At 65.6% G+C, this 12,929-nt stretch carries 12 protein-coding genes; 7 read left to right on the forward strand and 5 right to left on the reverse strand.

Features of this window, described 5'->3' with window-relative positions; translation table 11 throughout:
• Positions 1-6 precede the first annotated feature (6 nt).
• Complete coding sequence (locus tag CA236_RS01840) at positions 7-2,175, reverse strand: primosomal protein N' (protein WP_125944299.1); 2,169 nt, start codon at positions 2,173-2,175, stop codon at positions 7-9.
• 58 nt (positions 2,176-2,233) lie between these two features.
• Here CA236_RS01840 and CA236_RS01845 point away from each other — a divergent pair, with 58 nt between their 5' ends.
• Positions 2,234-3,118 (forward strand): tyrosine recombinase XerC, encoded by an 885-nt coding sequence (locus tag CA236_RS01845; protein ID WP_125944300.1) that lies wholly within the window; start codon positions 2,234-2,236, stop codon positions 3,116-3,118.
• Between the two features lie 524 nt (positions 3,119-3,642).
• Here CA236_RS01845 and CA236_RS19040 read toward each other — a convergent pair.
• On the reverse strand, positions 3,643-4,020 hold the full coding sequence (locus CA236_RS19040; RefSeq protein ID WP_241212468.1) for a hypothetical protein: 378 nt from the start codon (positions 4,018-4,020) through the stop codon (positions 3,643-3,645).
• Between CA236_RS19040 and CA236_RS01850 the strand changes: the two genes are divergently transcribed.
• Genes CA236_RS01850 through CA236_RS01860 form a run of 3 tightly spaced genes read left to right on the forward strand, consistent with a single transcriptional unit; the run spans position 4,012 to position 7,790 of the window.
• On the forward strand, positions 4,012-4,947 hold the full coding sequence (locus tag CA236_RS01850) for an EAL domain-containing protein (protein ID WP_241212470.1): 936 nt from the start codon (positions 4,012-4,014) through the stop codon (positions 4,945-4,947). The two genes, CA236_RS19040 and CA236_RS01850, sit on opposite strands and share 9 nt — an antisense overlap.
• Complete coding sequence (locus CA236_RS01855; protein WP_125944302.1) at positions 4,947-7,349, forward strand: ATP-binding protein; 2,403 nt, start codon at positions 4,947-4,949, stop codon at positions 7,347-7,349. The genes CA236_RS01850 and CA236_RS01855 overlap by 1 nt, the downstream gene beginning before the upstream one ends.
• A gap of 54 nt (positions 7,350-7,403) precedes the next feature.
• Positions 7,404-7,790 (forward strand): response regulator, encoded by a 387-nt coding sequence (locus CA236_RS01860; RefSeq protein ID WP_125944303.1) that lies wholly within the window; start codon positions 7,404-7,406, stop codon positions 7,788-7,790.
• A 20-nt stretch (positions 7,791-7,810) separates the two neighbouring features.
• Here CA236_RS01860 and CA236_RS01865 read toward each other — a convergent pair whose 3' ends face one another.
• Positions 7,811-8,749 carry a D-2-hydroxyacid dehydrogenase gene (locus CA236_RS01865; protein ID WP_046409241.1) on the reverse strand — a complete coding sequence of 313 codons (939 nt, stop codon included), beginning with the start codon at positions 8,747-8,749 and terminating at the stop codon, positions 7,811-7,813.
• An 80-nt stretch (positions 8,750-8,829) separates the two neighbouring features.
• On the opposite strand from CA236_RS01865, the gene CA236_RS01870 reads away from it, so the two are divergent.
• Complete coding sequence (locus CA236_RS01870; RefSeq protein WP_164518825.1) at positions 8,830-9,759, forward strand: M48 family metallopeptidase; 930 nt, start codon at positions 8,830-8,832, stop codon at positions 9,757-9,759.
• Positions 9,760-9,771: 12 nt separating this feature from the next.
• On the opposite strand, the gene cysS is transcribed toward CA236_RS01870, so the two are convergent.
• Positions 9,772-11,202: a cysteine--tRNA ligase gene (gene cysS, locus CA236_RS01875; RefSeq protein ID WP_125944305.1), complete on the reverse strand. Its 1,431-nt coding sequence runs from the start codon at positions 11,200-11,202 to the stop codon at positions 9,772-9,774.
• Between the two features lie 197 nt (positions 11,203-11,399).
• Here cysS and rpsU point away from each other — a divergent pair, with 197 nt between their 5' ends.
• On the forward strand, positions 11,400-11,606 hold the full coding sequence (rpsU, locus tag CA236_RS01880) for a 30S ribosomal protein S21 (RefSeq protein WP_007404630.1): 207 nt from the start codon (positions 11,400-11,402) through the stop codon (positions 11,604-11,606).
• 114 nt (positions 11,607-11,720) lie between these two features.
• A complete protein-coding gene (locus CA236_RS01885; RefSeq protein WP_125944306.1) occupies positions 11,721-12,293 on the forward strand; it encodes an FKBP-type peptidyl-prolyl cis-trans isomerase in 573 nt (190 codons plus the stop codon).
• A gap of 280 nt (positions 12,294-12,573) precedes the next feature.
• Here the strand turns inward: CA236_RS01885 and CA236_RS01890 are convergent, their stop codons facing one another.
• On the reverse strand, positions 12,574-12,870 hold the full coding sequence (locus CA236_RS01890) for an EthD family reductase (RefSeq protein ID WP_125944307.1): 297 nt from the start codon (positions 12,868-12,870) through the stop codon (positions 12,574-12,576).
• Positions 12,871-12,929 lie beyond the last annotated feature (59 nt).

Genomic DNA, 12,929 nt, shown 5'->3' on the forward strand with positions numbered 1-12,929 from the left:
CGGCGGCTAGAGGAAACTGTACGGGTCGACGTCCACTGCCACCCGCACCTTGATGGGCCAGTCGAGTGCCCCCAGCCAGTCGCGAATCGCGTCCTGCACGTCCAGCGTGCGCTTGGCATGCACCAGCAGCCGGAACCGATGCCGCCCGCGCAGCATCGCAAGCGGGGCGGGGGCTGGGCCATAGACATGCATCCCCTCCACCTTCGGCGCGCTCCGCCCGATCAGCCGCGCCGTTTCCTGCGCCGCGGCGCTATCCTCGCTCGACACGATGATCGCCGCATAGCGCCCGAACGGCGGCGCCCCGGCATCCTGCCGCGCCTCCACCTCCGCGGCGTAAAAGGCATCCGCATCCCCGGTGATCAGCGCCTGCATCACCTGCGCCGCAGGCGAATGAGTCTGGATAAACACGCGGCCCGGCTTCTCGCCACGCCCGGCCCGGCCCGACACCTGCCGGATCTGCTGAAATGTCCGCTCCGCCGCGCGCAGATCGCCGCCCTCCAGCCCCAGATCCGCGTCGATCACGCCGACCAGCGTCAGGTTGGGGAAGTGATAGCCCTTGGTCACCAATTGCGTGCCTACCACGATGTCGATCGCGCCCGCCTCCATCCGCGCGACGAACTCGGCGGCCTTAGCCGGTGACCAGATCGTGTCGGACGTGACGATCGCGACTCGTGCGTCCGGAAACAGCGCCGTCGCCTCATCAGCGATCCGCTCCACCCCGGGGCCGCAGGCAACCAGGCTGTCCTCTTCCCCACATTCCGGGCAGGCGCGCGGGATCGGTTCGACATGGCCGCAATGGTGGCACGCCAACCGCCGCGTCAGACGATGCTCCACCATCCAGGCGGTACAATTCGGGCATTGGAAACGATGCCCGCAATGTCGGCAGAGCGTCAGCGGCGCATAGCCGCGGCGGTTCAGGAACAGCAACGACTGCTCGCCCCGCTCAAGCGTCTCCTCGATCGCCTTCACCAGCGGCGGCGCGATCCAGCGGCCCCGATCCGGCTTGTGCTCCAGCAGGTCGATCGCCTCGATCGCCGGCATGGTCGCCGCACCGAACCGCCCCGGCAACTTCACCTCGGCATAATTGCCCAGCGTCACTTGCTGCCGTGTCTCGATCGCTGGCGTGGCGGACGCGAGGATCACCGGGCATTGCTCGAACTTGCCGCGCATCACCGCCACATCGCGCGCGTGATAATGAACGCCATCTTCCTGTTTGAAGCTCGTCTCATGAGCTTCGTCGACGACGATCAGTCCCAGATCGGCATAGGGCAGGAACAAGGCCGATCGCGCGCCCACGGTAACCCGGGCTTCGCCGCTTGCGATGGCGCGCCACGCGCGCCGCCGCTGCGTCGATCGCAAGCCGGAGTGCCAGGGGACTGGCTCGCAGCCGAAGCGGTCGTGGAACCGCCGAAGGAACGGCTCGGTCAGCGCAATCTCGGGCAACAGCACCAGCACCTGCCGCCCCCGGCGCAGCGCCTCGGCGACCGCCTCGAAATAAACCTCCGTCTTGCCCGATCCGGTTACGCCATCGAGCAATGTGGGACGAAACGCCCCGGCCGCCACATCGCCGACGAGCGAATCAGCGGCCGCACGCTGGTTCTCGGACAGGACGGGGGCAGCAAAATCGGGGGCCGGCACCGGAAAGGGGCTGTCGATATCAACCTCGACACTCTCGATCGCCCCCAGCTTCACCAGCCCGCGAATCACCCCGTCCGATACATCGGCTATGGTCGCGAGTTCGCGGATCAGGCCCTGACGATCCCCGATCCGCTCCAGCGCCTGCTCGCGCTGCGGGGTCATCCGCTCTGGCCGGTGTCCTGTCGCGCGATATTCCGTCGCCAGCCGCGATCCCTCCAGCGCGGACGTTGAGGAAAGCGCCATGCGCAGCACAGACGCTGGCGGCGCGAGATAATAATCCGCCGTCCATTCGATCAGGCGTCGCAGCGCCGGGCGCAGTGGCGGCGCGTCGGCAACGGCCAGAAGGTTGCGCAGGCGATTGTCGCCCACCTCCGCATCGGACGGCATCCGCTCCGGCTCCCACACCACCCCGACCAGCTGCCGGGGCCCGAGTGGCGCGACGACAATCGACCCTGGCTCGACCGACATGCCATGCGGCACTCGGTAATCCAGCGGGCCAAGGGCAGCATTGAGGAGAAGGACACGGGCGCGGGACATCGGCCTGCGCATATGGGGCGCAGGCGACTCGGAGGAAAGCAGGTGATACGGTTTTGCGGTGGAAGACCTGCCCGCCAGCTTCGCCGAGCATCTGATTCGGGACAGACGCCGTTCGATCCACACGGTCCGGGCGTATCGCGCCACGGCACAGCGCCTGGTGGACTTCCTGCAGGATCATCTCGGCATGCCGGTCGGTCGCGCGGAACTCGCCGGCCTGACGCCCGCGGACCTTCGCGCTTTCCTCGCGCGGCGCCGGGGCGAGGGGCTTTCCAACGCCTCGGCGGCGCGCGAATTGTCGGCGGCGCGGGCTTTCTTGGAATGGGGCACCGGCGCCAGCGGCGTCCCGATGCTCAAGGGCCCTCGAGTACGCAAGGGCGTGCCGCGCGCCGTTGCGCCGCATGAGGCAGTCGCGCTTGCGGACGAAGTGGCGGAGGGCGCGGCAGAGCCATGGATCGGCCAGCGCGACTGGGCCTTGCTGCTCCTGCTCTACGGTGCGGGGCTGCGAATCGGGGAGGCGCTGGGGCTCACCGGCGCCGTCCTGCCGCTGGGAGAGACGATCCGCGTCACCGGGAAACGCGACAAGCAACGCATCGTGCCGTTGATCCCCCCGGTCCGCAGTGCGCTCGACGCCTATCTGGCCGCCGTCCCTTGGCCGATCGACCGTGAATCACCCTTGTTCCGCGGGCAACGGGGCGGGCCACTGTCGCCCGGCGTAGTGCGTGCAAAGGTAAGGGCGGCGCGCGGCGCGCTGGGCTTGCCCAACCGAACGACGCCGCACGCGCTGCGGCATTCGTTCGCGACTCATTTGCTGGGCCGGGGCGCGGATCTGCGCGCGCTACAGGAATTGCTTGGTCACGCCAGCCTGAGTTCGACTCAGATCTATACCGCGGTCGATGCGGCGCACCTTCTCGACGTCTACCGACACGCTCATCCGCGCGGCTGAGGGCACGCCCGAGAACGACCCCTCCCGCATTGCACGGCACGTCTTCTTTTCATGTCGTCTGGCGGAGCGCCGTTCTTCTGCCCGAGGGCGGCTGATGCACCGGCCGAACCAGGCCGGTCACCTGCACAAGACAGGAAAAAGCCCCCATCGCTGACGATGAGGGCTCCCTGTTCCATTAGCGCAAGACGCTAATCTTAACATGTGTTGGTCCGCAAATGCGAACCAGTCCGGCTGTTGATCGGAAAAATACTGCCTAGCCGCAGTTCTGCCGATCAACCTGACCGAACGAAACCCTTACCAGGGCTTGATTTCGGTGCCGTAGATCAGCGCGATGATGAAAGCGAGCATGTTGAACTCCCTAGTTTTTTAGCACCTTTGACGGTGCATGCTGTGATTTAACGATTTGTTTACCATATCACAAGCGCATTCATTCGGCCCATCTTGATCGTCCCGACTTTGGACGGTGATTAAAGGTATGTTTAGGCATGGTGCGCTAGCTGCGGCACGGTATGGCTGGCCCCGGCTCACAACCCGAAGTCCCCGCGTCGCGAGAGCAGGCGCTGGCAACGCTTTCCGCTTTGGCGGCGCAACGTCCCGCCTGGCGGTTTCTGGTCCTCGCGGAGATTGCCAATTTCGCGCGTGTCAGACGGCATCTTGGCTGCGCGCGCGCCGATCTCCTGATCACCGATGTCCAATCCCGCATTGAGGCTGCGCTGCCTGATCTGCGCCTTCTCGTTACCGGCAGAATCAGCATCGAGATTGCGTTCGAGGGCGGTCGAGCGGCGGACCTGGATGAGACGTTGGATCGCCTGCGCGATCTGTGTGAGCCGATGTTCGATCTGGACGGCGAAATGTATCAGGTCGATGTCGTGTTCGGCGCAGCGGCTGGCCGCGTGCCGCAAACCGATGAACTCAGGCTGGTTGAGGAGGCAGAGGCGGCGCTGGTCGAGGCCCGGTCGGCACACTCGCCGGTGCGGCATGATCTGGTGGGCCCGGAAGCGCGTGACATTCGCCGCGTGGCGGATGAACTGCGCACGGCGATTGCCGAGGATCAGCTGCTGCTCGCCTATCAGCCGAAGATCCACGTTCGGCGGCAGGAGATCAGTAGCGCCGAAGCACTTGTACGCTGGCACCATCCCGAGCGCGGCCTCGTGCTGCCGGGCGACTTCATCGGCGCGGCAGAGGACGGCGAGGTCATCGACCTGCTAACGCTGTGGACCATTCGCCGCGCGATCGACGATCAGCGCACGCTGCTCGCTGCCGGGCATGACCTGCGCATCTTCATCAATATCTCGGGTCAGCTGCTTGCCGATCAGGCCTTCGTCGATGCCACCTGCCGGCTCGTTGCCGAGGCGGACGCCAAGCTCGGGTTCGAGGTGACGGAAACCTCCGTCATCCGCGATCCCGAATCGGCGATCGCCAACCTGCAACGCTTCGCCGACATTGGCATCATCGTCGCAATCGACGATTACGGCGCCGGCCTGTCGAGCTTGGCGTATCTGAAGCAGCTGCCGGCTCGGGAGCTGAAGATCGACAAGCTCTTCGTCACGCAGCTGACCAGCTCGAACCGCGATCCCCTCATCGTGCGCTCGACGATCGACCTGGCGCATGCCCTGGAGATGGAGGTCGTCGCCGAAGGCGTGGAAACGCATGCGGCTCTCGCCTTACTGACCGTCATGGGGTGTGACATGGTGCAGGGATTCCTCATCAGTCGCCCGGTCGCGCTGCCGGCGCTGATGGCCTTCCTTGAGGAGGACCAGCACCATCATGTCTCGCGAGATAGCCGCGCTTCATTCAACGGGTTGGCGACGGCGTGGAAGCGCGGGTGATGACGCGGGGCTTCCTGGCCCGCATTGTCGCAAGCATCCTCCCGCTGCTTCTCGCGGGAACTGCGCTTGCAGCGTCGACGCGCGACGCGCGATTTGACGTCATGATCGCGGGGATCAAGGCGGAGATACTGACGGATCCCGCGAGTGCCGTCGATCAAGCGTCTGCCGCATTGGATTACGCCCGGCGGGCCAAGTCGCCGCACATGGAGGCGACTACGCGATGGCTGCGCGGGGAGGCGAGGAGCCGTATCATCCAACACCAGGCTGCGGAGCAGGACCTTGCAGCCGCCCGCGTCCTCGTTGAGCGCACTGCGCCGAGATCACAGTTGAATGCCGACATTCTCCTCTCAGAGGGCGGTGTTCTGTATGCGACGGGCAAATTGGCTCGTGCGCTCGACGATCTGCGCCGAGCGCACGACATGTTCCGCGAATTGGGCGACACGCGCGGGCGCGCAAAAGCGCTGATCATGCTCGCCGTCGTTCACTCGATTGGCAAAGACCATGCGACGGCGTTGCGCTATTTCGATCAAGCGTTGGAGGTTTACCGCGGCGACCCAGGCTTGTTGGTGTCGATCCATAATGGTCGCGGCCTTGCTCTCAAGGATCTCGGCCGGTTGGCCCAGGCCGAGGCGGAATTCGGAAAAGCTCTGCACTACGCAGCGCAGATGAAGAGCAAGCTGGTATATGCTCAAGCCCTGACAAATATTGCTGATGTCCGGCTTGATCGTGGCAAGACCGTGAGCGCGGATGACGCCATCGATGAAGGTCTGGCCTTAACGCGCCAACCTGGAGCATCCTCCTATCATCCCAGCTTTGTCGTTCTTGCGGCAGATGCGGCAATACGGCGTGGTGCGGTCGGTACCGCCGAGCGGCTGATCTCGCAGCGCTTCGCCGGGACGGATCTCACCGCCACGCTGTCTCCTGACCGTCAGGCACATGATGTTGCGTACAAGATCTACTCAAAGGCGGGCCGCAGCGATCTCGCCCTCCAGCACCTCGCTGCCCTGAAGCGGCTCGATGATCTCGCAACCGAGACCGCGCGCTCCAACAGTGCCGCAATTGCCGCGGCGCGGTTCGATTTCGCCAATCAGGAACTGCGCATCGCCCAGTTGAAAGCGGCCGATCTCCAGAAGACCGTCGCGTTCGAACGGGCACGCACGCAGACGCAACAATGGATCACGGTTGGGGTGGGCGCAACGACGCTCCTGATCATCGGCCTGCTGGCATTCGGCCTGATCACCATCCGGCGCAGCCGCAACACGCTCGCCCGGACCAATATCGCGCTCGGCAAGGCACTCACGGCGAAGACCGAGTTCCTTGCGACCACCAGCCACGAGATTCGTACCCCGCTCAACGGCATCCTCGGCATGACGCAGGTGATGCTCGCCGACGAACGGCTGGATGCGCCGACACGCGATCGGCTGTCGGTCGTTCAGGGCGCCGGCATCACGATGCGGGCGCTGGTCGACGACATCCTCGACGTTGCCAAGATCGAAACCGGCAAGATGACGCTGGAGGAAGCGCCCACCGACATCCGGCGCGTGCTGGAGGAGGCGGGCCAATTGTGGGTCGGCCCCGCGCGCGACAAGAAGCTGACGTTTGACCTCGCCATTGCCGATGCGCCGCAATGGGCGCTGGTCGACGGCATGCGCCTGCGCCAGATCATCTTCAACCTGCTTTCCAATGCGGTGAAGTTCACGCCCGCCGGCTCGGTGCGGGTCGAGGCCGCGGTGCACGGCGATCGGTGGCGGCTGACCGTGGCCGATACCGGCATTGGTATCGCCCCTGACAAGCACGAGATCATCTTCGAACCGTTTCGACAGGCCGATACGGGCACGACGCGCCAGTTCGGCGGCACGGGGCTGGGCCTGTCGATCTGCCGCAACCTGTCGCGCGCGATGGGGGGCGACGTCACCGTCTCGAGCGAAGAGGGCAAGGGAGCGACCTTCACGCTCGAGTTGCCGTATCAACCCGCGGCGCCCGCGGAGGAGGCTTCACCGCAGCCGGCAGGCGAGGGTGTGCTGGTGATCGACCGCAATCCCATCACGCGCGCGATGTTCAAGGCGCTGCTCGAGCCGCGCGGCGGCGCCGTCGCCTTTGCAGCCAGTGCCAGCGAAGCAATCGAAATACTGTGCGACCGCCAGCCCGCCATCGTGCTGATCGATCACGCAACGCTTCAAGCTGTGGAGAATGCAGCGGCTGCGGTGGAGGAGATCGCAGCAGCCGCCCCGCACGCCAGGATCTCGTTGCTCGGCCCAGCGATGGTCGAGGAAGAGCAGTCCGCACTTGCCGAATCAGGCGTGTCGCAGTTCATCGTAAAGCCCATCGCCAAGGATAACTTGGTTAACGCCCTTTTCGGAGCCGAACAGAACGCAACTGGACTTGTCTCCGAGGCGGCTTGAGACGATAATAGTATCGGCAATGGAACAATCAGACTGCCTCCTCGGCAAACGCCCATGAACGTCCTTTTCATCGAGGACGACAGGATGAATCGTCGGGTCGTCCGCGACATGCTTCACGTGGCGGGTGCCGACATGATCGAGGCGGAAAGCGCAGAAGAGGGGCTCCGGCTGCTCGATGGGCAGGATTTCGACATGCTCCTCGTCGATCTGCGCATGCCGGGCATGGATGGTATCACCGCAATTCGTCACATTCGCGCGCGCCCGGAGCAGAAGGGCCGGGTGCCGATCATCGTGGTGACGGCCGATACCGCGGTCGACCTGCGCGAGCGCTGTCTCGCGGCGGGCGCTGATGATGTGATCTTCAAGCCCGTCGCGATGGACAATTTGTTCGATGCCATGGGTCGGGTGCTGGCCGCCGACGAGGGCGGCCTGATCGGCTGATCGCGGACCTTTGCCGCGGCTCAATAGCCGCGGTCGAGATCGGCGACATTCTCCATCGGCTGTCCCGCACGGAAAGCGGCCAGGTTGCGCAGGAACAAAGAGGCTGCGCGCTGGAACATCTTGGTCTGGCTGCGGCCCGACAGATGCATCGAGATCATGCAATTGGGCGCGGTCCACAGCGGATGATCCGCGGGCAGCGGCTCCGGGTTCGTCGGGTCGAGGAAGGCGCCGCCGATCGACCCGCTCGACAATGCTGACAGCAGCGCGTCGTCATCGATCATGTCGCCGCGAGCGATGTTGATCAGCCATGCACCGCGCTTCATCGACGCGAGCTCCGCCGCCCCGATCATCGCCTTCGTCTCGCTGGTCGACGGCGCGGCCAGGATCACCCAGTCGTAATCGCCCAGCTGCGCGCGCCATGCGTCCGGGGTCAGCGTCCCGTCGCTGCCGGACCGGGTGACACCCGTCACCTCAACGCCGAACGCCGCCAGCCGCTCGCCGATCAAGCGGCCAATCGCGCCATAGCCGATGATGATCGCCTTGGTGTCGGCAAGCTCGATCTTGCCCGGCGAGTCGCGCAGCCACTCGGCGCGATCCTGGGCGCGCACCACTTCGTCGAAGCGCTTGGCCGCGGCCAACACGCCCAACACGGCATATTCCGCCACCGCAATGGCATTGATCCCGACGCCATTGGTCAACGTCGCCTCGCGTTCGCGCAGCGTGTCGAGCGGAAAGGCATCCAGTCCGGCATAGATCGTCGTCACCCAGCGCAGCGCCGGCCCCGCGGCGCGCAGCGTTTCCTCGGTCAGCCGCGTCGGCTGCATGTCCACCCAGGCAATCTCCGCGTCGCCGATCATCTCCTTGGCGTCGGCGGGGCTGGACCACCATGCCACCTCCAGATCGTGCGGGAGCTGCGATTCCAGCAGCGGACGGGCGAGCGCGGGGAGAACAGCCTTCATGGACAAGGGTGATAGCGCGTGATCCAGGGGTCGCCTATCATCAACGCGTGATTGCCTTACCCATCGCTACCGCCGCCCCGATGCCCGCTCCGGCCGCGGGGCTCGACGCCGCCAGCCTTGAAGCACTGCGCGCGATCGATCTACGCCTCGCCACCATCGCGCACCGCCTGGTCACTGCCAACGCGCCCTTGTGCCAGGATCAGGCGCCGGCGACCGGCATGGTGGTTCATGCGATCAACCAATATGATCGCGATACCCAGCCTGCCGCACGGCAGGTGTTCGGCTTCTCCGCCCCGATCGCCGTAGAGGGCGTGGTGCCTGGCTCGGCCGCGGCGGCGGCGGGCGTCTCCGCTGATGATGGCCTGCTGTCGATCGGCCCGCGCGCGCTGACCGCGTCCACTGCGCCGCCCTCCAGCGTTGATCGCGATTTGGCGCTCTCGCTTCTGGAAGGGGCCGCGTCGCCTGTTCGCGTTACGGTAACGCGCGGCGGCGGCGAGGCACGGGACATCGCGATCAACGCGCCCGCCGGCTGTCGCAGCCGGTTCGAGGTTCTGCTCGGCCCCGCGATGACGGCGCAGGCGGATGGCAAGGTCGTGCAGATCGGCGTCCGCTTCTTTGAGCGCTATCGCGATGACGAGGTCGCCGTGATCGTCGCGCATGAACTGGCCCACAACATCCTGCGCCACCGCGTCCGGCTGGAGGCGGCGGGCGTAAAGGGCGGCCTGCTAGGCGAGATCGGCCGCAACGCCAGCCTCGGGCAGGCGGCGGAGCTTGAGGCCGATCAACTGGGCGTCGTCCTGCTCTACAATGCCGGCTATGATTCGGCGTCCGCCGCGCGCTTCTGGCAGCAGCGCGGTGGCGACATCGATGGTGGGCTGTTCCGCAGCCGCACCCATCCGGCAACGAAGCGGCGCGTCGCCGCGATCGACACCGCGGCCGCGTCACTCACAGAGCAACAGCGCCCCGTCATCCCGCCAATCCTCGCACGGCGCGACCAGCCGATGAAGTAAACGGCCGGCCGCTCAGGCGGCCGGCACGCGCCAATCCCAGCCCAGCGGATCGCCGTCCATCACCTCGACGCCGGCGGCCGCAAGCTCGTCGCGAATCGCGTCGGACGCGGCAAAGTCCTTCGCGGCCCGCGCTGCCTTGCGCTCCTCAAGCCGTGCCTCGATCACCTCCGCCGAGATCGTCGCCGTGGACGGTCGCACGCGAAGGTCCTCGCGCCGCAGCGTATCGAGCGGCAGGCCCAGCACATTGACAAAGTCACCCATCGCGGCCAGCCGGTCGCCGGCCGACACCTTCTTGTCTCCCAGCAACGCGTCGAGCACGGGCAGCACGCGCGGCGTCGCCAGATCGTCGGAGATCGCGGCGTCAAGCTGCGAGCGATACTCGGCAGCAGAGCCCTTGGACGGGCCGTCCGCGCGCGACCGCAAACCTTCGATCGCCTGCACCATCCGCTTCAATCGCACCTGTGCCGCGGCCAGATTCTCCCACGAGAACTCCAGCTCGCTGCGATAATGCGCCTGCAGGCACAGCATCCGGTACGACAGCGGATGGTAGCCACGGTCCACGAGCGCTTGCAGCGTCAGGAACTCTCCCGACGACTTGCTCATCTTGCCCGCCCGCTCGACCAGGAAGTTGTTGTGCATCCAGAAGGCGGCACCCGTGTCGGCGCAGTCGCAATGCGCCTGATTCTGCGCGATCTCGTTGGGATGGTGGATCTCGCGATGGTCGATCCCGCCGGTATGGATGTCGAACGATTCGCCCAGATACTTCTGGCTCATCACCGAACATTCCAGATGCCAGCCCGGCGCGCCGCGGCCCCAGGGCGAATCCCATTCCATCTGGCGGTTCTCACCCGGCGCGGAGGTGCGCCAGATCGCGAAATCCTGCGCATGGCGCTTGCCGTCGACCGGATCGATCCGGCTCTCTCCCGCATCGTCCTTCAATCGCGCAAGGCGGCCGTAATCCGGCACCGTCGTCACATCGAAGTACAGCCCGCTTTCCAGACGGTAGCAATGCTTCGGCTCGATCGCGGCGGCGAAATCGATCATCTCAGCGATGTGATCGGTCGCCAGCGGCAGGTGAGTCGGGTTGCGGATGTTGAGATCCGCCAGGTTGCGCTTGAACGCGTCGGTGTAATGACGCGCGATCGCCCAGATGTCCTGACCCGCCCGTCGGGCGGCCGCTTCCATCTTGTCGTCACCGGCATCGGCGTCCGATGTCAGATGGCCGACATCGGTGATGTTGATGACATGGGTCAGGTCGTAACCCTTCCACGTCAGCGTGCGCGACAGCGTGTCGGTGAACACATAGGCGCGCAGATTGCCGATATGCGCGTAATTGTAGACGGTCGGGCCGCAGGAATAGACTCGCACCCCGCGCTGCGGATCAAGCGGTTCGAAAACGCGCAGGGAGCGCGACAGGCTGTCGTACAGCGATAACGGCGTCATGCCCGCGCTCTACCCGCGTGATCGGCGGCCGAAAAGGGCGGGTCTGGCGCTGTGATGTAATCGCCACAGACCAGCGGGTTGCACGGGTGGCGGGCTGGTGGTAGACGCAGCGGGTTCACGGCGCAGGCGATGCTTGGTGCCGCCGTTTCCGTTTGACGGAATCGGGCTGTTTCAGATCTCGGAGAAGTGTCGGTTTTATGCAGATCATCGTTCGCGACAACAACGTCGACCAGGCCCTGCGTGCGCTCAAGAAGAAGCTGCAGCGTGAAGGCGTGTACCGCGAGATGAAGTTGCGCCGCCACTATGAGAAGCCGTCGGAAAAGCGCGCTCGCGAGCGTGCCGCTGCGGTCCGTCGTGCGCGCAAGCTGGAGCGCAAGCGCGCCGAGCGTGACGGCGCCCGGTAAGAACCGGCTTTCTCGAGTCGGCTCGCCGCCAACAGTGCTGGCCAACTCGATCATACATATCTGATGTTGCTACCCGGGGGCGGTACACCGCGTCCGGCCTTTACGGGGATCGCCATGTCGACCGTTACCGCTGTTCCGATCGCTCCGGTGAAGCGCAGCTATGTCGTCTGGTTGATCGTGGGTATCATCGCCGCGGTCATGGCGGCCGCCGCGCTGGCGGTTCAGGGGGATGATTTCCTCACCCGCAACGCCCGCGCCAAGGGCGTCGTGACGACGCCGTCAGGCCTTCAGTATCAGGTGATCGAGCCGGGTTCGGGGGCGAAGCCGACCGACACCGACGTCGCGCTGGTGATGTATGAGGGGAAGCTCCTCGACGGCACCACTTTCGACAAGTCGCAGCAGCCCACGCCGTTTCCGGTCACCGGCGTCGTTCCGGGCTTCTCCGAAGGGCTGAAGCTGATGCCGAAGGGGGCCAAGTATCGCTTCTGGATCAAGCCGGAGCTTGGCTATGGCGCTGAGACCAAGGGGCCGATCCCGGGCAACTCCACGCTCGTGTTCGATGTCGAGCTGCTCGATTTCCTGCCTGAGGCGGTGATCCGCCAGCTTCAGCAGCAGCAGATGGGCGGCGCACCCGGCATGCCGGGTGCTGCGATGCCGGGTGCCGAGGCTCCGCCCCAGGGTCGCTGATCCTCGCACGAACCTGAATGATTTCGCACCGTCGTCGCTCCTAGCGGCGGCGGTGTTTTCTTATGTGCCACACGGCCTTGGACGCGAACGGGCTCTTGACCGAGACAGCCGTGGTCGCGGCCGATCAGTCGCGCGGCGTTGCGCCTATCCGGAGGGAGTGGCCCGGCTCACAGGTCTAAGGGGCACTGCAGTGGCAGCGATCGTCGCGCCCGCATTCGCAGATAATCAGCATCGACTGGACGCCCCCAGCCGGCGCCTTGCCGACCGGGGGCTCCGGCGCTCAGAGCGCCCGGCCAACCATGATGGTGGGCGTGATGTCGGTGAAGTTGGGCACGTCGGCCTGAAGCTCGCTGATGCGCGGATTGGCCATCGCCTGGCCCATGCTTTCGGGCGAGGCGAAATGGAAGTGCGCGATCAGCGCAAAGGGCGCAGCCCCGCCGCCCGGCGCCTGGCCTTCGATCAGCTCGACTCGCTCGGGCTGCCAGATCTCCTTGGCGAGCTCGGCGTGCTTCGCCTTGTAATAGCTCGCGTCAAACTTCGCCCCGTCGTGATTCGGGTACAGAACACTGACGATCATTTTCCTCTCCCCTCAAGAAAACGGGCGCCCCCTTGTGTGGAGACGCCCGCGATTGTTTT

It is taken from the genome of Sphingomonas sp. ABOLG (genome assembly GCF_003950435.1).
GTDB lineage: Bacteria > Pseudomonadota > Alphaproteobacteria > Sphingomonadales > Sphingomonadaceae > Sphingomonas > Sphingomonas panaciterrae.

Excerpts from the sequence above, each read along its gene's own strand:
- CA236_RS01885 (WP_125944306.1), top strand. The coding sequence starts at position 11,721 with ATGTCGACCGTTACCGCTGTTCCGATCGCTCCGGTGAAGCGCAGCTAT.
- CA236_RS01865 (WP_046409241.1), bottom strand. The coding sequence starts at position 8,749 with ATGAAGGCTGTTCTCCCCGCGCTCGCCCGTCCGCTGCTGGAATCGCAG.
- CA236_RS01890 (WP_125944307.1), bottom strand. The coding sequence starts at position 12,870 with ATGATCGTCAGTGTTCTGTACCCGAATCACGACGGGGCGAAGTTTGAC.
- CA236_RS01840 (WP_125944299.1), bottom strand. The coding sequence starts at position 2,175 with ATGTCCCGCGCCCGTGTCCTTCTCCTCAATGCTGCCCTTGGCCCGCTG.
- CA236_RS01855 (WP_125944302.1), top strand. The coding sequence starts at position 4,947 with ATGACGCGGGGCTTCCTGGCCCGCATTGTCGCAAGCATCCTCCCGCTG.
- cysS (WP_125944305.1), bottom strand. The coding sequence starts at position 11,202 with ATGACGCCGTTATCGCTGTACGACAGCCTGTCGCGCTCCCTGCGCGTT.
- CA236_RS01860 (WP_125944303.1), top strand. The coding sequence starts at position 7,404 with ATGAACGTCCTTTTCATCGAGGACGACAGGATGAATCGTCGGGTCGTC.
- CA236_RS01870 (WP_164518825.1), top strand. The coding sequence starts at position 8,830 with ATGCCCGCTCCGGCCGCGGGGCTCGACGCCGCCAGCCTTGAAGCACTG.
- rpsU (WP_007404630.1), top strand. The coding sequence starts at position 11,400 with ATGCAGATCATCGTTCGCGACAACAACGTCGACCAGGCCCTGCGTGCG.